This window comes from Blautia schinkii, assembly GCF_013304825.1.
GTDB classification, from domain to species: Bacteria; Bacillota; Clostridia; order Lachnospirales; family Lachnospiraceae; genus Blautia_A; species Blautia_A schinkii_B.
The window spans coordinates 67,559-89,762 of sequence record NZ_JAAWUO010000004.1; the positions used below are offsets into that span (position 1 = coordinate 67,559).

18 protein-coding genes, 3 pseudogenes and 1 riboswitch are annotated in these 22,204 nt (G+C 42.1%); of the genes and pseudogenes, 4 read left to right on the top strand and 17 right to left on the bottom strand.

The features are described 5' to 3' along the window. Positions 1-216: 216 nt before the first annotated feature. Complete coding sequence (locus HFM85_RS04380; RefSeq protein WP_173737344.1) at positions 217-423, top strand: hypothetical protein; 207 nt, start codon at positions 217-219, stop codon at positions 421-423. A 200-nt stretch (positions 424-623) separates the two neighbouring features. Further along, a complete protein-coding gene (locus HFM85_RS16060; RefSeq protein WP_243873811.1) occupies positions 624-1,034 on the top strand; it encodes a radical SAM protein in 411 nt (136 codons plus the stop codon). Here the strand turns inward: HFM85_RS16060 and HFM85_RS04390 are convergent. From HFM85_RS04390 to HFM85_RS16200, 5 genes are all read right to left on the bottom strand, one after another. Next, the gene (locus HFM85_RS04390; protein WP_173737345.1) at positions 972-1,415 is read right to left on the bottom strand and encodes a TetR family transcriptional regulator; all 444 of its coding nucleotides are present in this window, start codon (positions 1,413-1,415) and stop codon (positions 972-974) included. The two genes, HFM85_RS16060 and HFM85_RS04390, sit on opposite strands and share 63 nt — an antisense overlap. A 36-nt stretch (positions 1,416-1,451) precedes the next feature. Beyond that, positions 1,452-2,300, bottom strand: coding sequence for a DegV family protein (locus tag HFM85_RS04395; protein WP_173737346.1), 849 nt, complete (start codon positions 2,298-2,300; stop codon positions 1,452-1,454). Between the two features lie 4 nt (positions 2,301-2,304). Beyond that, positions 2,305-3,453: an MFS transporter gene (locus HFM85_RS04400; protein WP_173737347.1), complete on the bottom strand. Its 1,149-nt coding sequence runs from the start codon at positions 3,451-3,453 to the stop codon at positions 2,305-2,307. A 121-nt stretch (positions 3,454-3,574) separates the two neighbouring features. Continuing rightward, positions 3,575-3,757 (bottom strand): hypothetical protein, encoded by a 183-nt coding sequence (locus HFM85_RS16190; RefSeq protein WP_243873818.1) that lies wholly within the window; start codon positions 3,755-3,757, stop codon positions 3,575-3,577. A gap of 34 nt (positions 3,758-3,791) precedes the next feature. Then, on the bottom strand, positions 3,792-4,154 hold the full coding sequence (locus HFM85_RS16200; protein ID WP_243873812.1) for an MATE family efflux transporter: 363 nt from the start codon (positions 4,152-4,154) through the stop codon (positions 3,792-3,794). 195 nt (positions 4,155-4,349) lie between these two features. On the opposite strand from HFM85_RS16200, the gene HFM85_RS04410 reads away from it, so the two are divergent. Next, positions 4,350-5,495 carry an aldo/keto reductase gene (locus HFM85_RS04410; protein ID WP_119239637.1) on the top strand — a complete coding sequence of 382 codons (1,146 nt, stop codon included), beginning with the start codon at positions 4,350-4,352 and terminating at the stop codon, positions 5,493-5,495. Positions 5,496-5,508: 13 nt separating this feature from the next. Further along, positions 5,509-5,808, top strand: coding sequence for a hypothetical protein (locus HFM85_RS04415; RefSeq protein ID WP_173737348.1), 300 nt, complete (start codon positions 5,509-5,511; stop codon positions 5,806-5,808). Here the strand turns inward: HFM85_RS04415 and HFM85_RS04420 are convergent. The 12 genes and pseudogenes from HFM85_RS04420 to HFM85_RS04475 form a co-directional block, all read right to left on the bottom strand. Further along, positions 5,793-8,531, bottom strand: coding sequence for a response regulator (locus HFM85_RS04420; protein WP_173737349.1), 2,739 nt, complete (start codon positions 8,529-8,531; stop codon positions 5,793-5,795). The genes HFM85_RS04415 and HFM85_RS04420 overlap by 16 nt on opposite strands. Positions 8,532-8,941: 410 nt before the next feature. Next, a complete protein-coding gene (locus HFM85_RS04425; protein WP_243873813.1) occupies positions 8,942-10,198 on the bottom strand; it encodes an RNA-guided endonuclease InsQ/TnpB family protein in 1,257 nt (418 codons plus the stop codon). 18 nt (positions 10,199-10,216) lie between these two features. After that, positions 10,217-10,639 (bottom strand): IS200/IS605 family transposase, encoded by a 423-nt coding sequence (gene tnpA / locus HFM85_RS04430; RefSeq protein ID WP_456298180.1) that lies wholly within the window; start codon positions 10,637-10,639, stop codon positions 10,217-10,219. 208 nt (positions 10,640-10,847) lie between these two features. Further along, positions 10,848-11,009, bottom strand: a pseudogene (locus HFM85_RS04435) (two-component system response regulator); the annotation flags it as partial. 85 nt (positions 11,010-11,094) lie between these two features. Then, a pseudogene (locus tag HFM85_RS16510) lies at positions 11,095-11,286 on the bottom strand (Hpt domain-containing protein); the annotation flags it as partial. A gap of 213 nt (positions 11,287-11,499) precedes the next feature. Further along, on the bottom strand, positions 11,500-14,403 hold the full coding sequence (locus tag HFM85_RS04445; protein WP_244093410.1) for a hybrid sensor histidine kinase/response regulator: 2,904 nt from the start codon (positions 14,401-14,403) through the stop codon (positions 11,500-11,502). Between the two features lie 42 nt (positions 14,404-14,445). Continuing rightward, positions 14,446-16,608 (bottom strand): ATP-binding protein, encoded by a 2,163-nt coding sequence (locus HFM85_RS04450; protein WP_173737352.1) that lies wholly within the window; start codon positions 16,606-16,608, stop codon positions 14,446-14,448. A 146-nt stretch (positions 16,609-16,754) separates the two neighbouring features. Continuing rightward, positions 16,755-18,599 (bottom strand): ABC transporter substrate-binding protein, encoded by a 1,845-nt coding sequence (locus HFM85_RS04455; RefSeq protein WP_173737353.1) that lies wholly within the window; start codon positions 18,597-18,599, stop codon positions 16,755-16,757. Between the two features lie 99 nt (positions 18,600-18,698). After that, positions 18,699-18,774: riboswitch (cyclic di-GMP riboswitch) on the bottom strand. Between the two features lie 143 nt (positions 18,775-18,917). Then, positions 18,918-19,250, bottom strand: coding sequence for a helix-turn-helix domain-containing protein (locus tag HFM85_RS04460; RefSeq protein WP_173737354.1), 333 nt, complete (start codon positions 19,248-19,250; stop codon positions 18,918-18,920). A gap of 270 nt (positions 19,251-19,520) precedes the next feature. Further along, a pseudogene (locus HFM85_RS04465) lies at positions 19,521-20,027 on the bottom strand (LPD25 domain-containing protein); the annotation flags it as partial. Positions 20,028-20,126: 99 nt separating this feature from the next. Continuing rightward, positions 20,127-20,447, bottom strand: coding sequence for a hypothetical protein (locus HFM85_RS04470; RefSeq protein WP_173737355.1), 321 nt, complete (start codon positions 20,445-20,447; stop codon positions 20,127-20,129). Between the two features lie 145 nt (positions 20,448-20,592). Further along, positions 20,593-22,203, bottom strand: coding sequence for an amidohydrolase (locus tag HFM85_RS04475; RefSeq protein ID WP_173737356.1), 1,611 nt, complete (start codon positions 22,201-22,203; stop codon positions 20,593-20,595). Position 22,204: the final 1 nt, after the last annotated feature.

Consider the following 22,204-nt stretch of genomic DNA (forward strand, 5'->3'; position numbering starts at 1 on the left):
TAAAGATTATGTGTTATGACTTTCTTTTTATATCACAACCGGAAAGAATTGTCAACTTGAGTTTTAAACTATGGTTTACATTCTTTAGTTGTAAACCTGGTAAATATAGACAAATCATCTCTTCATGTCTGGTTTTCAGATATCCCAGTCCCATTTGTCCATTGTCCATCCTGGACTTCTGCCTTAATATGTCCACATATTCATTGAACGAACGAGGTGATATTTCTGAAGCAGATAAAAATTGCATGTACCGGCTATATTCTGGTGTCCGGCGCTTTTGGCGTTATAGTGATCCTGAAAAATACACTTTTCTTTGCAGGCTGTGCACTTCTGGCCGAAGGATGTATGCGCCATTACATTGTAAAACATACCGCCCAGCTGCCTGACTATCATTATCTGAATGAGAAACAGCTATCAAAATAACTAATTTTTTACAAAGGTGGATTTCCTTCCCAGCGAAAAACGATCCGTGAATCAATCGAAAACCCGGAACATCCTTATTATTCCTATATCCGCAAAATTTTTACAGATGTTGACCCTAAGGTTGCCAAAACTCTTGCTGTCAATTTCTTTATTAATGCTACACTGGTTGGCTGGTCAAAGGAAAAAAGCTCGGTGTCTACATGTACATCTATATCTGTGGCGAACCGCTTGTACGAAAAAAAGACCTGATCCATCTCTGCGAAAAGCATTCTGACTGCGTATTTTCATGCTTCACAAATGCTACTCTCATTGATGAGGACTTTGCTGACGAAATGCTCCGGGTAGGAAATTTTGTTCCTGCTATTTCTCTTGAAGGCTTTGAAGAGGCAACGGATGGACGCCGTGGTGGTGGTGTCTATCAGAAAGTAACAAAAGCTATGTCTCTTCTCCGTGAAAAAAAACTGATCTATGGCATTTCCTGTTGTTATACCAGTGCAAACTATGAATCCATTACTGATGATGATGGCTTACCACCAGAACCAGCCAGTCTAACAGGCTTCCCACAAATATACATTATAGGACTTGATCAGTACTTCCTTTTCTTCTTTTGAAATCTGCTCACATTCCTCGATTCTGTCTACATATGTACGGATGATATCATAGCCCATTTCGTTTAATCTGGATAAAAATATATCTTTCTGCACAGAACGGAACAGATGTAAAAAGGCTTTTTTTCTTTTCATGCACTCCTGTGCCATATAGGTGGGACAATCTGCCGGCGATTCAAGTGTTCCGTATTTTTGAATTACATCCGCCATCCAATCCTCGATAGAATCTATCATCAATGTCGGAATATCCTGAAAATGATAATAAAATGTATTTCGGTTAACCTGACAGCGATTTACAATATCCTGCACCGTGATCTTATTGTACGGCTTTTCTTCCAGTATTTCCCAGAATGTTTCCTTGATTATCTTCTTTGTATGAACCACACCTTCTACCTTCCTTATTATTTTCAGGCTTTGACTCTATTGCGAAATAAACAGCACGCCCAGAGTACCAGGTCCGCAATGGCAGGAAATAACTCCGCCTGCACGTGTTTCAAGGACTTCTTTAAAAACTTCAAGATTTTCAAGATATGTGCGTACTGCTTCCACAACTTCTCTGTCACAACCGGAATGTGTAATAAAGACGCGGTCAGGACGGGCAGCCTTCAGTTCTTCTCCCATATCTTTCACATACGCTGTAATCACCTTTGAAAGTTTTCCACGATATTTCTTGTAAGCATCCATTGCACCATTTTCCACAACGATCTTGGGATGCAGCTTCAGAACACTTCCTGCCATGGCAGAAACAGCATTGCAGCGCCCGCCACGATAAAGATATACCAGCGTATCCACCACAAAACTTGCGCGTACTTTTGGCTTCAACTCTTCGATTACTGCTGTGATCTCTCCGGCAGTTTTTCCTTCCTGCGCCATGATCGCTGCTTCAATAACGAGAAGACCGATTCCTGTAGAAAGATTTGCCGAATCGATCACTGTCACAAGATCGGAGGCCTCCAGCTCTTCTGCTGCCAGCCGCATAACATTCCCGGATGTGGACATACCAGAGGAAATGGAAAAGCAGATAACCTCTCTCTGTTCACTGACATAAGGCTTCAACATCTCCACCGCATCCATAAGCGACGGTGCAGAAGTCTTCGGAGTTGTCTTATTCGCATCGGACCACGCAAAGATCTCATCCGGAGTGATATCCCTGCCGTCCCTGTATTCCTTATCTCCAAGCAGAATGTGAAGCGGCAGAATATCAATATCATACTTTTGTAAAAGATCCGGTGAAAGATCACAGGTACTGTCTGAGATTATTTTTACCATAAAATTATTTCCTCCTGTTCAATAATTCATGCATATATGTCATTAACACAAGCAGGATCAGCAGATATACCGGCAATAACCGGATAGATATGTGATTTGCGATCAGACCAAACAGTGGCGGCATCAGACAGGTTCCTATGTAAGCACTTGCCATCTGCACCCCAATGATTGCCTGGGAACGTTCCGCTCCAAAATGTTCCGGTGTGGAATGAATGATACATGGATATACCGGCGCACAGCCAAGTCCGATCAGGGAAAATCCAATCAGAGAAGCGGTTTTTCCAAAAGGAAGCAGCATGATCAGGATTCCCGCAAAAATAATTGCCTGTCCCATCCGGATCATCTGTGCATCTTTAAGCTTCATGGCAATAAAACCATTGATACCACGTCCGATCGTAATACCAATGCAGAACATTCCCGCAAAAGAAGCGGCTGTTTCTGCATCCACACCTTTTGCCAGGTTCAGATAGCTGCTCGCCCAGAGCATTGTTGTCTGCTCCACTGCACAATAGCAGAAAAAACAAAGCATGATTGCCTTTGCCCCTGGAATGGCAATGATCTCACGAAGTGAAAGAGACTTGCTTTTTGCCTGTTCCTCTTCTGATCCACTCTGTTTCTTCCATTTTGGAAAGCTGAATACAAGAACAGCTGTGAGTACGATCTGCAGCAGAGATATGATCCGGTATCCACTGTTCCAGGTCGCACCTCCGGTAAGCACTGCTCCCATAATGTACGGTCCCAGTGTCGCGCCAACGCCCCACATGCAATGCAGCCAGCTCATATGCTTACTTGCATAATGTAAAGCCACATAGTTGTTCAGAGAGGCATCTACACTTCCTGCGCCAAGTCCATACGGTATCGCCCATAAACACAGCATCCAGAAACTGTGGCTGATTGAAAATCCCCACAGTGCAAAAGCTGTGATTCCTACACTTACTGCAGTTACTTTGCCTGTCCCGAATTTCTTCGTAAGACGGTCACTCTGCAGACTGGAAATGATCGTTCCAAACGCAATGATCATGGATATCATTCCCGCGTAAGATACCGGAACCTGGAATTCCGGATACATATCCGGCCATGCCGCTCCAAGAAGCGCGTCCGGAAGTCCAAGGCTGATAAATGAAAGATATATGATTCCTAATAACAAACTCATTTTTTTGTTCCCCTTATTTTTTCATTTATATTTTGTTATTATACCTGATTTATCCAACTAAATACAATCCTTACGGTAATATATGCCTCATATCTTCCACACATATTATTCTTTTCCTGCCTCAGATCACCTGGAAATTTTTCCACTTTCCGGATTTCTGTCTCCACAGGAAGATCACGGCTCTGACGATCCAGTCACTTACCATTGCAAGTGCAATACCAATCACTCCCATGTCAAATACGATGCCGAGAAGCCAGGATAAAAAGAGCCGCACTACGATCGTGGAGATGATTGAAACATACATGGTAAACTTCACATCCCCTGCTGAGCGCAGTCCGTTACTTAAGGCACCCGAAAAAGGATATGCTGTCGCATTGAAAACATTGTGGATCAGTACCAGCCAGATTACCAATGGTCACATTTGTCTTTCCAAGGCTTCGATACACAGCTGCACCGGCATTGTATATCGCCAGAGCCGGATAAGAATAGGCAGAGATTCGAAGATAAGTCACACAGGCATCCATTACAGGAGCCTCTACCTTTCCAAACAGAAGCTGCAGCATCCACCGGTTTCCCACCAATACAAACAGCATTATCACAACAGAAAAGCCAACTGAAAACAGCAGCAGTTGTTCCAGAAAAAGTGGAATGATCATCTCTTTTATTTTCTGATCTGTAAAAAGTAATGTTTTCTGCTCCATTTCTGCTTTCCTTTCTCTGTCTTTATGTTTTGTGTATCTATATTATAGATCGCGATTGCTGTCTATATCAAATACCTTATCATCATAGCTCATTTATGCCTCAAAAGCATATTAAGTCAACTCTTACAATACTTTCTGAATTCTTACTTTTATGGTACAATAAAAATATTCTTGTACATAAGGAGGAATTCGATAATGAAAACCCGCAGATTAGGAAAAACAGATCTCCAGGTAAGCGAGATCGGCTTCGGCGGCGAATGGCTGGAGCGGCATCCGGAGGAGGAAAGCATTGAACTGATCCACTATGCCTCCTCAAAAGGAATCAACATTCTGGACTGCTGGATGGCGGACCCTAAATCCAGAGATATCATCGGAAAAGGAATCAAGGATAACCGCAGTCAGTGGTTTATCCAGGGACATATTGGTTCCACCTGGAAGGATGAACAGTATTTTCGTACCAGAGATATGAAATATGTCCGCCCTGCATTTGAGGATCTGTTAAAACGTCTGCAGACGGATTATATTGATCTTGGAATGATCCACTATGTTGATTCTGAGGAGGAATGGGAACAGATCCAGCATTCCGATTATCTGGACTATATCATGGAATTAAAGGACAAAGGTGTGATCCGTCACATCGGCATGAGCTCCCATAATCCGAAAGTAGCAGTCAAAGCAGCCGAATCCGGATATGTGGAGATGATTCTTTTCAGCATCAATCCTGCTTTTGACATGCTTCCTGCCAGTGAAAATATCGATACCATGTTTGCAGAGGAATTTGACTCCCAGCTCAAGGGAATTGATCCGGACCGTGCACATTTATATAATGTCTGCGAACAGAATGATGTGGGAATCACCGTTATGAAGGGCTTTGCCGGAGGCCGGCTTTTTGATGAAAAACGCTCTCCGTTTGGAGTAACCCTTACACCGATCCAGTGTATCCACTATGCGCTGACACGTCCTGCTGTCTGTTCCATTATGTGCGGATATGACACAAAGGAACAGATCGATGCTGCCACTGCTTATGAAAATGCTTCCGAAGAGGAAAAGGACTATGCATCCATACTGGCCAATGCACCACTGCATTCCTACCGCGGAGAATGTACCTACTGTGGACACTGCAAGCCCTGCGTATCTGACCTGGATATCGCAATGATCAATAAATTCTATGATCTGGCTACCATGCAGCCTTCCGTGCCTGCAACCATCCAGTCTCATTACGAGCTTCTGAAACATAAAGCTTCTGAATGTATCGGATGTCAGGCCTGCGAATCCCGCTGCCCCTTCGGCGTTCCGATCGCAGAGCGCATGAAAAAAACAGCCGAATTATTCGGCTGCTAAATAATCCAAAAGGGTGAGAAGCTTTTTTGAACTTCTCACCCTTTATCATTATTGTTTACTTACTGCACAGCTTCATAAAATCTGCCGCAGCTTCCTTCTCATCCGCGCAATCGTTACTGTTCAAGGGCTAACTGGACTTAAGAAAACCGATGGTGTAAACTGGGAAACAGTTAAAGCCATCGGTTTTCTTTATCCAAATATCCTGGACACTCTGTCAAAAGGAACAGCAGAAAAAACTATAAACACAGTTTTTTCTGCTGAACATGATTATCCACAATATAAAAAAATAAAAATTCGTCACTTTTTACAATGACTTATGCATACCCTTGAACAGTAACAGGCAATCGTATGGATCATTTTTTTTACATCCAGTGGTTTGGACAGATGTGCGTTCATACCACAGTCCAGTGCATGGCGTACATCCTCTGCAAAAGCATTAGCGGTCAGTGCGATGATGGGAATGGAAGAAGCATCCGTCCTGTCAAGCTTCCGGATCTGGCGTGTGGCCTCGTATCCGTCCATCAGAGGCATCATAATATCCATAAGTATCACATCAAATGTCCCCTCGGGGTGACGGGAGAAAAGTTTTACAGCTTCCCTACCATTGGATACTGCAGTTACCACAGCACCTTCCTCTTCAAGGAGTACCTGTGCCACTTCTCTGTTTATTTCATTATCCTCTGCCAGCAGGATCTTTATGCCCTGAATGGAGTTTCGCTCAGATTCTGGCTCAGAAGAGATATCCGTTTCTTCTGCCTCTTCAAATGGCAAAGTGATCACAAAAGTACTTCCGATACCCGGAGTACTGGAAATCTCAATGGTACCACCCATCTGTTCAAATAGCGCTTTGGCAATGCTCATACCCAGTCCGGTGCCATGATATACACTTCGGGCATCCATATTCTCCTGAGTAAAGGGTTCAAAGATCTTCTCCAGATATTCTTTGTTGATGCCGATTCCCGTATCAGAGATCGTCCATCTGCAGACCAGCTTATGATCATGGGAAGGGAGAGCATGGATCTCCGTATGGATTGCCCCATTTTCTCTGTTGTATTTGATACAGTTACTGTAAATATTCATCATGGCACGACGGAGGTGCAGAGGGCTGCCGTATACAAAGGGATGTTCGTATATCTCCGGTGCGATATGAACGGTGAAATCAATGCCGTTTTTCTGTGCCTGCATATCAATCAGCATCTGTGTCTCTTTTTCATATCTGATCAGATCAAAAGGTTCATGGTTGAGTACAAGTCCGCCCTCCTCGATCTTGGACATATCCAGTACATCATTGATAAGAGAGAGCAGATGACTGGCTGAAATGAATGCTTTTTCACGATTACTTTTCAGGAATCCGATATCATTTTCGTGCTTTTTATCAATTTCCAGCAGACCAATGATCCCATTCAACGGCGTACGCATATCGTGGGACATACGGGAAAGAAAATTGGATTTCTCTGCATTGGCACGTTCGGCAGTATCAAGAGCTTCTTTGAGAAGCTTCTGGTGTCTGATTTCTGATTCCACCACATCGTCCACATTCAAAAATCCCAGAACAATGATACCGGAGTCTTCGTTTTTGATAAAGCGGAACTGATAGTAATGGATACCATCCCTGTCATTTATCCGGTAATTCCCCTTGTATTCGGACTGACCGGACAAAACACTCATTACATTATCCAGTTCCAGTGATTCTTCCAGCATTGTACGGTCATCCGGATATACACGCTGCCGGATATAGTCTGAGAGGAAAAGATCATAGGGGTATGTATTGTTGTGTTTTTTGTCCGGAGCAGGGACATCGCGGTCTTCCTGCTTGATCACAGAGAGCGTTTTTTCTCTGGGATTGATCAGGTATACGTTCAGGTAGTTGCTGCTCAGTGTCTGGACAATACTTACCTGTGTCTCATAGGCTTCCTGTGTTCTGGTGACATCCTCACCGTAGAGGATTGCTTCCAGATGGTTATTGGAAGGATTGAGCAGCAGTCTTGTCACATATTTGGAAAGCCTGGTTATATTGTCATCGTAGAGACAGCGGGAAACTCTGGTGACCTCTACCTGACCGTCCTCGTAGCTTTTCATCAGGGAACTGCGGCAAAATGCGTTGATGAAATCGTTTCTGTCCTTTAATACCGGTATAAAAACAGCAGTCTCTGCAATAAAATGGTCAATGGAAGCGTCAGCATCTATCTTATAGGCCAGGGCAGAAGTGCCTCCGATCTTCAGAATCTTATCATCTGTAAGGTCGAGATGAAAGTAGCCGGCAGCATGGGTAATGGATGCCAGAAGAGAGTGGAGCTGATTTTCATAGATTTTGCGTGCTGTCACATCATTGTCTTCACAGGCCACTGCAATTACGAAATCCCGATAGTCATCGGCGTTTCCGTTTCTGGCAATGAGCAGATAATAGTAATGGACAGTATCTGTGACAACCCTGAAATGGAATTTGAAAGAGGCTTCCTGAGAAAGTCTTTCCAGCAGGGTTTCATAATTCAGGTGTATGGACACATAGGAACGCTCATCCGGATGAATATATTTCTGGATGAGAAAATTAAATGACAGCTTATAGTCTGCATTATCTTTAATATCCGCAAAAGCATCAGTAAATCTGGAACGATATACGGAGATTTTCCCGGTTTCCCGGTTTACGCCATAAACAGACATGTAGTCAGAAGCAAGCAGGTTGATGGCACCCAGCAGACGGAGAGAGTTCTCACCTGTGGGAATGGACTTTGACAGGCTTTCTCCTTCGGCTACTGTGCTGAATACAAGTGCATGTCCTCTGCTACCGTCGGGCTGTACAGTCTCTACTGCATCAACTGTCTCATAAATATGACGGATCGGATCCAGGTAGGTCTTTGGCCCCTGTATCCCCAGTGCTACAGGGCAGGGCGGGCATGGGGAATCAAGCCCCATAAGTGCCTTATAGCATTTCACTCCCGGCTGGAGATTGGGGTACAGTTGTTTGGCAGTGTCGTTATAGCTTAGGATATTATAGTCTTTGTCTATGCTGTAATATCCGGATGAGTGTGTGTTCATAATTTTATACTCCTGGTGTTTAGTGCTTTAAAGTATACTCTTTTTACCAAAAAATAGCAATGATAATGGACGAATTTGTAAAGGTTGTACAATGTTTCGGTTACTGTTCACTCCCAATGTCATTAACTTAAGCTATTTGGCAACATTGCTTTGATGAAAAATATTAATAAAAAGATTTGGATGTGATAAAAAAGCGTAGGATGTGAACAAGATAGGATGTCTTATTGAATTTTAGGTACAACAAAAAGGCAAAATCAATATTTAACATTGAAATTTGCCTGAAAATGAAATATAGTTAATGTATGAGGTGAATTACTCGGCAACTGAGTTACCAGAGCATCTGAATCAAGGCGGGATACCGCCTTTTTTCAGGGTGTATCCATGACACCACTACTGCCTGCTCTTTAGAGCTATACAGCTACTTTTATTATTTCCGGTGTTTTCAGTCCGGTTACGGACAGTTCTTTTTTCACTCCGCATACGGAGTGATATTTTCTCAGGATATTATATGCCCCTACGGCATCTGCGTTATAAACTCTGTTTCCATCCCTGTACAGTCCTCTCTCTTTCCGGTTGGACGGTTCTGCATATCTTTTCCCCACTTCCGGTGACAGTGGGCTGCACTGGCTGGTATAACTTTCTTCCTGCTTTACGAAACGGATCCCATATCTTTTCAGCTTATATTCCAGCATGATATAGATCCTGTTATACGGCAGACTGTGAAACTTCTGGTTTGTCCTGTGTCCAAGGTCTTTTTCTCTCCGGATGTTCCGGATATCCCCTGCAACAACACACGTGATCCCTCGTTCCCGGCAGTATTCTGCAAGATACCTTGTGACCTTGTGCAGATAGTCCGTTACTGAGTCTTGTTTTCTCTTATATAACTTCCTGATATGTTTTGATGTGACCGGATGTTTTACTCCCTTTCCGAACTGCTGCCCATACCACCGGGCCTGCACCCTTGCGATCTCTTTATGGAAATATCTTTCCAGCGCAAGGTACTTCCTGCCCAGGATAAACGTCTTCCCATTTCCAGAATCATAACACGTCATAAGGTTGTGAAGCCCCAGATCAATAGACAGTTCATGTCCGTTCTGTGGAAGTTCTTCCTGGTCAGGGATCTCATAAACAACTATGATTTTACAATTTCCCTTCTCTGGCGGATAGATCTGTATCTGTTTGATCTGATCCATGTCCCTGAAGATCTTATTTTCAAGGTAAAGAAATCTTTCATGGATCTGATACGTTTCTTCCATATATTTTTTTAATGCCTTTGGAATGGAAAGGCGGACTCTGCCCATATCCCTTTCATGCGCGATCCCCATCTGCATATAGGTAATGGGGATACTTTTCTGCTTAAACCGCGGCGGTCTGGGAGTCTCGATCCCTCCGGATCTTTTCAGGGCATAAAAAGATTTCCATGCCTTGTCCAGCAGCTTACAGACTTCCTGGGCGGTCTGGGACGGGAGCTGTTTATACCACAGATCCTCTTTATGGGCTTTTTTCTGATAATACCAGTCCGGATACTGCTCCATCCCGGTTTCTTTGTAATGCTGACGCTCGTAATTACAGACATTCCAGAGCTTGGATGCTGCATAGCACATATGCCCGATGAGATTCGCATATTCCCGGCTGACCTTTATGGATGTTTTCTTTGACAGCAGCATTTCCTCTCCTCCATCGTATCAGTAAGCTTTGCTCTGATGTTCGATATACCTGCGGATATTTTCTTCCGATACAGATCCGACCGTTTCCACATAATAGGAATGGTTCCACAGCTCCCCTTTCCAAAGCTGGTTCCTTATTTCCAGAAAACGTTCGAAAAGTTTCCTGCCGAAGATCCCCTTCAGGTATTTCACGATCGCAGTTATGGATAATTTCGGAGGGGCTGACACAAAACAGTGTACATGGTCTCCTTCCCCACATTCAAACAGATGGACCGTAAAGCCCTTATCTTCTGCGATCTCCTGCACCAGTTTCTGCAGATATGCCTCGACCTCCGCATTTAATATCTTCCGCCGGTATTTTACCGACCATACCATATGGTAATTAATATTGCACACACAAGTGCGGTAATGTATAAGATTTTCTTTAGTGTACCATGATATCAAAAATTCCGCAACGAAATATCGAACATATTTTCTTTTTTATAATGCTGGATACAGCTTTTTATAGAAAGGGCTTTTATAGAAAGCTTTTATAGGAGAAAATTGAACGAAAACCGTTTTGTTATTTCTATTTATTATGAGTGCAGATATGCACAGTTTACGCTTTCATCTCGGTAATTGAATTGCCGAGGATTCCCGCTTTTTATCCTAAAAACATCAGATCAATTCCAATATTTTCTCCTAGCATCTGGACTGCCTGATTTCCATTTTCGGCTTCCAGATAATTATAAGTTTCTCCGAGAATCTCCTTCAATATATCCCTATTGAGCTTTGCATCATCAACAATCAGTACTCTTTGCCTTTTATCCATATTTTTACTTTCCTTTATACATACGGTTTTTATGAAGTTCCAAGCACTTGATTCAAGGCAGAAAGTCATGTCGCATCGCTTAATGCTACATTCCCTTCTTTATTTCTTCAATTGTCATCTCATATACTTCTGTTACTTTTTCCATTGCTTCCGGTATCCCCGGCTGCTCTCCGGTTCTATCTCTCAAAAGTTCTGTCAACTCATGACTAACCTCATACAGCCGGTCAAAGGAAAGATTCTGACACACCCCTTTCAGTGTGTGTGCACCGCGGAAAGCATCTTCATAATTTTTATTTTACAATGCCTGTTTTAACTGTAGATAACTCTGATCTTCAAGGAACTTTAATGTAAATCTCCGAATCAGTGCTTCGCTGTGAAGGCGTCCCAGGACATCTTCATAGTTTCCTCCAATAGCTTCATATCACTCTCGCATTGTCATATTTTAGTCCTCCTGTCAATTGTATTCCACTAATTCATGAACCTCTGCTAATCAATTATATACATACCTTAAAATCATTTTTATAACTTCATCAATCACAATCGGCTTTGACAAATGTGCGTTCATTCCTGCATCCAGTGATGCCTGAACATCTTCTGCAAATGAATTAGCTGTCATTGCTATAATAGGAATGTTTTTTCCATCCGGTCTGTCATTCATTGCCCTGATTGCTTTTGCCGCTTCATAACCGTTCATTTCAGGCATCATGATATCCATCAGGATTACATCAAATGTGCCTTCCGGATGATTTCTGAAAATCTCAACAGCATTCTTTCCATCCACAGCTCTTTCTACATTCATCCCGAACTCTTCCAACTGCACGGCAGCAATCTCTGCATTCAGTTCATTATCCTCTGCAAGAAGGACATTCACACCTGTAAGATTTACCTTTTCAGAAAAACCTGTGTCTGACTTATTACATTCCTTATCTGTAATTTCCAAAGGAATATCCACAGTAAATGTGGTTCCCTCATGCTTTTTACTCTGCACGGAAATGGTCCCACCCATCATATCTACATACTTCTTTACGATAGCCATCCCCAGTCCAACTCCATGGTACTGCGTTCTCACACCGGAATCTTCCTGTGCAAATTCCTCAAAAACTTCTTTTATAAATTCCTCACTCATGCCAATACCAGTATCCGAAATGCGGTAACGCATATTTATATATCCATCCTCGCCCTTTTCCTGACACCGGGCTTCAAATGTAATCGTCCCTCCATCCGGAGTGAATTTCACGGCATTGCTCAGAATATTGACCAGCACATCACGCAGGCGTGCAGGATCCGCAAGTACATTTGGAATCTTTGCTTCTTCACGCTGAATCTTAAAGTTGATATCCCTGTTCGTAAGAAAGCCTTTTATAATATCCAATACAGAATCTGTAATGTTTTTCACATCCGCCGGTACCGGATTGTAATTCACTTTTCCACTTTCGATGCGGGTCATATCTAATATATCATTGATCAGCGACAGTAAATGCTCTGAGCTTTCGTCAATCTTTTCCAGACAATTTTTCACTTCGTCTGACGGATTGTTTTTCATTGCAATACCGGTAAATCCTATGATTGCATTCATCGGTGTCCTCATATCATGGGACATATGTGACAGAAATGCTGTTTTTGCCTTGTTTGCAGCCTGTGCATGCTCTACCAGTTCCGCCATTTTCTCAGCTTTCTCCTGGTCCGCCTTCTGAGCTTTTTTTCTTGCACTGAGACGCACCATTGTCACAGCCATAATAGTCAGCAGCCATCCAAAAATAAGAAGAACCAAAACAGTAACAACAGGATGCAGACGGATCCAGTCAACAGATGTCAGCTCTGTTGCTTTGTATGTGGTATACTTTGCTGCAAGATCTTCAACAAGATTTTTGGGCATGGCATACATTGCTTTCGTCAGAATACCAGCCAGCGCATGGTTCTCAGTTGATGAAATTACCATGCGGTAGGTGAATGTAGGCTGTTCCAGCAGAGTATATGTCATGGTGCCCGTAGTGTCACTGTTCACAAACGCCTGTGCCATGTAATAGTAGACGAAGGCAGCATCTGCTTTACCCTTACGGACAGCTTCCATCATTTCCTGTCGGGTACTGCACATCAGTTTTTCTGCACCGGGTGCCATTGCATCTTCAATTGACTTTGATGCTGTCTGGTCAACAGTAGTAACAACATTAATTTTTCCATCAAAGTCACGCCGTGTCACCCTTGCCAGCTGCATCGTAATGAAAGGTGCAGTAATCCCCCATTTTTTCGTCTCAGCATAATTATCTGTTTCCAGGCGTGCATCGATGCTCATATCTGTGGTTTCCGTATTTTTCTGATAAGCAATATACTCATCTCTGGTAGCAGGTGTAAGAAACTCATAGGAAATCCCGGCATAGTCTGCAATTTTCCGGAAGTAATCCGGGATAATACCCTTCATCTCACCATTTTCATTATAAGAATATGGATAACGGGTCGGATCACACAGAACATGAAGCGGGTTGTCCTTGGAATACTGTGAAATAATGCTTTTTTCTTTCTTGGTATATTCCAGATTCTTAGTTTCTATGCTTTCATAATTTTTATTATAAAGTGTCGTTTTCCAGTCACCCTCAACTGCATTCATCTGGTCGATTGCATAATTGATCTCATTCAGCAATTCTGTATTGCCTTTTTTAACAATGACATAGAAATCGCTGCTGTCAAATTTATCCACGATACGCTCATTGTTTGTTTTTCTCATAGAAGTGGCAGCAATAGCATCAACATTTCCGCTCAGAAGAGCTTCCTCCATCTCTGCTGTCGTATTAAAATAAAATGGATCATATGTAAATCCTTTATTGCCTGCAAAATCCGCAAGCTCTTTATCTCGTGAGCTTCCGTTCAAAAGTGCCACACGCATACCGTTGTAAGTACTGTAATTGCCATCCACAATCGTGCTGTTGTTACTGCGGACGGTCAGAATCCCATTATTGGTTCCGATCGGACGTGAAAAATCAAACTTTTCTTCTCTTTCCGGTGTTTTGCGGGGAGATGTTACCATATCAATCTCGCCATCTTCAAGCATCTGCTGCATATCATCCCAGCTCTTATCATATCCGACATATTCGTAATCTACATCCCAATAACGGGCCATCAGCCGAAGAAAATCATAGCCATACCCACTGCGGTTGCCTTCTTCATCCATCACATGATAACCATCCATGGCAAAGAAACCGACTTTGACAATTTCATGCTGCGAACTGTCCTCGGCTGCATATGCAGTCTGGGGAGAAAATATCATACACACGCATACAAAAGCCAGTAATACTGCCACATATTTCTTTGCTCTCGAAATCATATTAAATCTCCTGTCTGTCTGTCTGTCTGTCTGTCTGTCTGTCTGTCTGTCTGTCAAATATATTTCTCTATACATCTCTTTGTCAACCTTCTGATTTAATAAAATTACACTACTGTATCAAAACCATTTGTCACTGTTCAATGCCCTGCGGTTCGGTGCCCCCCCGCCGGATTTTATGCTTCTGATCGTCTTCTCCAGTACCGTCATCTCAACCGGTTTTGAAACATGTGCATTCATACCGGCTGCCAGAGAATGCTGAATGTCCTCTGAAAATGCATTCGCAGTCATGGCAATGATCGGAATCGTCTTTGCCAGTTCATGGGAACTTCTGCGGATTTCCTTCGTCGCCTCATAGCCATTCATAACAGGCATCTGTATGTCCATCAGGATCATGTCATAATCACCTGGAGCAGACTGTTCAAATGCTTTCAAAATCTCTTCGCCATTTTCACAGATGGTACATTCCGCACCTTCAATCTTTAACAATTCCGTCAAGATTTCCGCATTTATCTCATTATCTTCTGCACACAGGAACCTCATTCCCTGCAGAATATTTCCATCCTGCTCATCGGTTTCTTCCTGTACCGCCAGAGCAACCGTTCTATCCTCTGCAATTTTCAGATCCATGAGAACCTCAAAACAGCTTCCCTGCCCCAGTTCACTCTCCACATCAATGGTGCCTCCCATTGCTTCAACCAGATTTCTGGTAATCGCCATTCCAAGTCCGGTTCCCTGTATCTTATTCGTCACAGAATTTTCAGCGCGGGTAAACGGATCAAAGATTATCTCTTTGAAATCTGCCGATATTCCCAAGCCATTATCGCTAACTAAGAAACGGTACTTTGCATAGACAGATGAATTTGTCTCACATTCTTCTACCAGAAGCTGAATTTTTCCACCTTCCTGCGTATATTTTATGGCATTAGACAGCAGATTACTGAAAATCTGCATCAAATGAACCTGATCCCCATTCACCCACTCATGCTGAATATTTTCTTTTATGATTGTAAGCGTCTGCTTCTTTTCATATATTTGAGAATGAAACATAGTGTCAAGCTCCTGTACAAAATCCAGAATAGAAAAGTCAGAATACTTGAAGACTGTTTTTCCTGCCTCAATCTTGCTCATATCCAGAACGTCATTGATAATTCCCAACAGATGCTGTGATGAAATATCTATTTTATCTGCATACTCTATAACTTTTGCTTTATTACCTGCATCATGTCTGATCAAAGATGTGATACCAATGATTGCATTCATAGGAGTACGAATATCATGTGACATATTAGACAGGAAATCCGTTTTCGCCTTATTTGCATTTTCAGCTGTCTGTAAAGCCTCTGTTGCAGCGTTCTTTGCCTTTTTCAGTTTTTGATTGACTACTTCCATTTCCTTCATTGTTTGTAAATGAAGTTCATTATTTCTTTTTTCATATTCTGCTTTTTGATCTGCAAGACTAAGTCTGGAAATACTGTAGAATAATCCGGCAAAAAGTAAAAGTATAAAACCTGCCATGAGTATTGTTGTAAACAGCACCGTTTTCTGGTAATCCATCAGCACATTGTCAATAACTCCCTTTGCCACAATACATACCAAAATGGTGTTGTTGCTTTCGATCGGGCAATACCCCAGATAATAGGGGTCCTGTTTTCCCAAAAGTGCAACTCCGGATTCTCCGTTATCAAACTTCTTTTTGAACAAATCAGCCTCTTCTTCTGTAATAGCCTGTTCCCCTTTTAAATGTTTTAACAAAGAATAATTACGCTGGTATTTATCACCACTCAGGTTCGTATACGTAATATTTCCGTCATGATCCAGCATGAACAAATATGCTTTCCCATCATAACCTTTCAGTTTTAACATGGAATCCAGTTTCGAATGATCATACACAGTTCCAATTGCCGTATAAGTTTCCCCATTGATCGTGTATTCCTGACATGGGATCGCAACCAGATAACCGTCTTTTTTCTTCTGATCATAATCAAGACGCACCAGTTTTCCAATATTGTATCCATTCTTTAAGTCCAGCAGAAATTTACTTGGCATATCAATCCGCATTTTTGTTCCATCTGCTGATATTGCCTGACCATTTTCCTGAAGGAATATAAGTGTACTTTCCGATTCTTTTTCCCATGCTTCAAAGAAACTTTTGTTCACATCCGTTTCAAGAGACAGCTCTCTCTCATGAAGTAAAAATTCCTCAACCAACTGCAGCTGGCTGTAGTACCCACTCACTTGAAGATCATAGGTCTGCTGTATCTGTTCAACAACAGCTCCCATACTGCTTTTTCCATTTTCGCTGATATACTTATTAGACTTACTTATAAGATACTTTATAAAAACTAAGCTTAAAAGAATAATAAGTAGTATAAGCAACAGCCTTGTTATTTTTTTTCTTTTATTTACCGCTTGTTCTATCTCCACTTTTACTGTTCAACCTCTATATAGTCTTCCGGTGCTGACGGCTGCTGTCCTTTTGACATTGCTTCGGTCCATGCACTTGATAATGTTGTATCTTTAAGCTGTTCAATCTCACATTTCGGATTTATTTTTGTCAAAACAGACATTGTGGTGTCTGTAAGAAGAATAGAGTATTCCTTTTCTTTGTCTATTTTCTTATCATTAACTGTTAAGTCCTTTAACGAAAATCCACTTTCCTCTTGACTGACGATCATTTTCATACCGGATGCAATTGGTAATTCGTATTTATTGGTTACATAAAAATTCTCATCAGCATCAGCAAAATAATTTTCCACGAGTTCATAAACCTGTTTACCATTAATTTTTGTAACATATAATGCTGTATCTGAACTCTTCGCTGTCATCATGCCAACCCGGCTGCTGGTGCATTCTCCTTTATACATAGAGGAAGTGAAATAATAATATGGTGCCAGAGCCAGCTGTGCATCATTTTCTTCTCTGATCGTAGTTAAAATGGAAGATGCTGCATCACGGCCATTTCTATCGTTCAGTGAAATGGAATATTCATTTTCAAAATTCACCGTTGCTTTTTCTTCTGGATCTTTACGATTCATTACACTGCGCAAAGTATCATAAGCCTGTGTTTCATCCATTTCCCCTGACAGTAATCCGTGAACAGCCTCAAGACTTGCATCAAATGATTTTTGAGCGGAATATCGGATATAAACAGCATTATTGTTAATTTCCTCTTCCAGTCCAGGCACATCCTGCATCATGGTTGGAACATCTGTATTCAATGAAATAACACCGCTTCCATCCGCAATCAGTTTTTGCCCCTCTTCTGAAATCATACAATCCAGCACATCCAGTGCAGTATCCAGTTTCTCCCGGTCTTTTTCCAGGTTTTTGTTAAATGCAATGTTTAAGGACGGAGTCATGTACACATAGGATTCATCCGATGTCTGTGAAAAATAAGGAATACGGGTCAGCTCCGCATCCATCTGTTTCTGCAGCTGCTGCATAACCGTCGGATGTCCATGAAACATTGCTGATTTTCCCTCGACAAACATCTGGATTCCTGTATCGACGTCAATATTGATATCTTCTTTACCAAAGTGCGAGTCTTTCAGAAACTGGCTGGTTTCTGAAAAAATACGTTTCCATAATGCATCATCAAACTTTACTTCATCCGATGCAGTCTCTGCACCGTTTCGCCATTCAATACCATCCAGGCTTGTGAACTCACCGATTGCCGCCGCCTGGATGATCTCATTATTAGACCAGTCTTCACCAAGATCCATGGAATACGGTTTTATGCCATTATCATAAAACTGCTGACAGGCCTGTACATATTCCTCATAATTTTCTGGAATCTTTACGCCATACTGATCAAACAGTGTTTTGTTGGCAATGATCGTCTGCGGAATACCACAGATTGGCAGCCACTGGATTTCATCCTCCTCATTCTTATAATATTGCACCGCATAAGAATAATACTTGGAAACAACATCATAAGAAGCAAAATCCATAAGATAAGGCTGTAAGTCCTGTGCATCTGTTCCAGAGAATCGACGTACTGTTATGATATCCGGTAATTCATCATGTTCTTTAAAATAACTGTATAAATCGGTATCATTGTTACCAATAATAAATTCAATATCCTGATCAGGAAACTGTTCATGGATATAGGGTGCAATATTTTTCATCAAACGATTTTCCCACAGATAAACGGTAAGATGATCATCATTTTTAGATACTTCTTTCTTTGACTGTCCACATCCAGACAAGACAGCAGATGCTACAAGTACACCTGACACCACTGCAATCAGACAACGTTTTGCCTTTTTCATACTTTTATTTTCCTCATTCTTTCCTGATAAAATCATTATTGTTACGCCTATGAAATAACACCGTAAAAAAGCACCGTCAGACAGACAGTGCACCTCATTTTATGCAACTGGCTGCCATTTTACAGGCCCTGTAGCTTTGCGTCCCAGACTTTCATCTGGTTTGCCGATTTCCTTATTATAGACATAGCTTTTAAACTTATGCCAAAAAAAACTAATTTTATTATACTTTAACGTTCTACTATGCACAAGAAAAAAATTACCGTTTTAACGTTCAAAAACAAAAAAAGAACAGCCGATACATATACTCGAACTGTTCTTCTACTTCCGAAGTCCACGCAGCATTGACATTACTGTTTCCTGCTCATTTGTATTCAGATCGTTCCATATCCTTAAAATTTCTTTCTGCTCTTCTGTCAGATTCTCTGAATTACCTTCCTGAAAAAACTGCGATAATGTCACGCCCAAAGCTGCACATATTTTTTCAAGTGTGACCAGCGACGGCAGGTTTTCCTGCGCCATGATCCTTCCCAGTGACGACTGGGAAATTCCCGACAGTTGCGATAATCTGTATTTACTGATATCACGCTTTTCACATAAAGATGTTATTTTATCCGCAATATACTTCTCTACCTGCAAGTAACTATACCTCATTTCCGCTATTACATGTTCTTATTGTACCTGTAATAATGAAAAAATATTAGTAATCAATTTTGCAAGTATTCATTCCCATTATAGGAAGTATACGGATAAAAAAATATAAAGATACTTTCGTTTCCGCAAAAGTCATTTTCGCTTATATCATTTTTATAATAACACAGACAGTTATGTTTGTCACATAAAAGTTTGAAGCAGAAATCATTCAGGACCAAAAAAGCCGGAAGCCACGTTGTCATCCGTGACCTCCGACTCGTTATGCTTATTCTACACCGTCCTTACACCCCGATCAGCCCCTCTCTCCGTCTTATCTTTTCCAGCTACCGCCTGCTTCTGCTGTGTCAGTTTTCTATCTTCTTTTCCCGCATCCTTAACCACAGCATTCGCTTCGGTGCTTGTTCCCCGCTCATCTGCTCTTCCTTCATTTCTTTCTGCCATCTGCAGTTCTCTTCTCTCCTTCACACCTTTTTCTTCCAGATTACAAAAGCTCTGCAGATATGGAAGTACATGATTCTGCATATCTGTCAGATCTTCCATATACTTTTGGAACTCTTCACTTCCTTTGCCTTTCTGGTAATTGATCCAATACTCATCTGTAAGCTTCATTTCATTGTCATACTTCAACTGACTTACAATACCGCCATGTCCATTTCCAATATCCATTGACTTCTTAAAATGATGCAGCTTCTGTTCACCTTTTTCCGCATAATATACAGTCACATATATCTTTGCGATTTTCATAAGTTCGTCTGTTTTTGGATCACGTTTTGCATACCATTCTTTATCTCACATTATATTAACGATCCCTTCCTGTCTGCTGTGGTTCCTTTTATGAGCACAATGGTAATCTTCGGCAGTTTGTAATAGAGAAATTCATCTCCATCCACCTCCACATTTATCAAACGTAATATTACGGATCATATTCCGGTTGATCAGCTGTGTTCCTTTCTTTACAGTATCCACTTGCACCCACTGGGCATCTGCTGCCATCAGCTTTCCTTTGATCGCGCCGACCTCGTTAAACAGGCTTACCACACATTCTCTTCCCATATACTGCTCTAATAATGATCCGTCCATATCTTTCCATTCCTTTCCATTTTCATTCATGATCACGATATTGTTTGCTTCCTGCAGCATAGTCATCATATTGATCATGTTCAGATTATTGATTGCAACCATGGTAGCTACATCCATTTGCTTTCCCCCTTCATCATGTCAGGTTATGATTCTATCATAGCATATCTCTTCATCTATTTCTCCTGCTTTTTCCACTTCTTTATTCTTCGCCTGTAAAAAAATCAGAGGCCGACCGTTCCGTCAGACTCTGATTTTTATTTCATTATTTTTCTGTATTTCTCTCAAAAACGATCTCACCGCCAAGAACCGTCATATCCACTTTCGTGGTCTTAATCTCATTCGGGTCGATCTCATAGATATCCTTCTCGATAACTACGAAGTCCGCATTTTTACCCACTTCGATGGTTCCGTTCTCTTCTTCTGTATAGGAAGCGTAAGCTGCGTTTTTTGTAAAAAGCTTCACCGCTTCATCTACGGACATTTTTTCGGATGGGATCCAGCCTTCCTGTGGCTGACCGCTGATATTTTTGCGGGTGACTGCAAAATAAATATTCTCCATGGCATCAAAGCTTACCACCGGTGCATCGGAACCACCACTTGCATGGATTCCCATATCCAGCATACTCTTCCATGCATACACCTTATCCATACGGTGTGCACCGATGGCAGGTTCCACTGTGTTCATATCCAGATCGATAAATACCGGCTGGATATATGCCAAGAGATCCTGGTCTTTCATCCCCTGCAAAATACGCGGATTGGTGATCTGGCAATGTACGATACCATGTCTGCCCTTTTTATTATCCTTCCGGTAAGGAGATTTCGCAACTGCCTCAATGACCATATCCATGGCACGATCGCCGATACAGTGTACCGCTGCCTGCATCTGATGCCTGTCAAAAAAAGCAAACAGATCGTCAAGCTCATCCTGACTGAATGTGATGATCCCCGTATTTCCCGGTGCATCCTCGTAAGGCTCATTCATGGCCGCTGTTCTTGCACCAAGGGAACCATCCTGGATCAGCTTCATCGGCCCGATCGTAAAGTGATCTCCCCTCTGCCCGGTACGATATCCTTCCTCGATAAAAGCCTTCGCATCCTCCGCCCGCTCAAAAAGGCACTGCTCATAATGGCGGATACTCAGCTCTCCTCTGGCATCCAGTGCCTTGTAGGAGGCCATGATCCGACGCCAGTTTTTTCCCGGAAGGGAGGCAAGATCATCGGACTGTACACCTGTAAATCCACATTCATTCAGCTTCTTCGCACTGTATCTGATGTAGCCTTCCACTTCTTCCTGGGATGGTGCTTCCAATACGGAAGAATAAAACTGTACCGCATTCTCCTTCAGAAGTCCGGTATCCAGATCAACTTCCTTCTCAATCTCCGGAAACTCCGGGATTTTTTTCAGAAGCTCCAGACCACAGCTGTTGCACACAGCCACATGCCCGCAGACACGCACCATAATGATGGGGATTTCCGTTGAGAGCGCATCCAGCTCATCCTTGTGCGGATAGCGTGGCTTATCAAAATGCTCCTCATTCCAGCCTCTGCAGTAGAGCCAGGTCAGCTTCTGACCTTTGCTCTCCTCCAGTCTTTTTTTTGCTGCGGCAAGCATTTCCTCAACACTTGTGCAGTCAAACAGTTTTACAGATCTTTCCACAAATGCATAATGCAGCATATGCATATGTGTATCCACAAAACCGGGCAGCATCAGCCTTCCCTTAAGGTCGATCCGCTTTTTGCAGGAAAAAGCTTCCGCTTCTTTATCAGTTCCCACAAAAACGATCCGGCCATTTTCGATTCCCACAGCCTCTGCCACTTTTTCACTGTTATCCAGTGTTCTTATACATCCGTTAAAAAAAATCGTATCCACT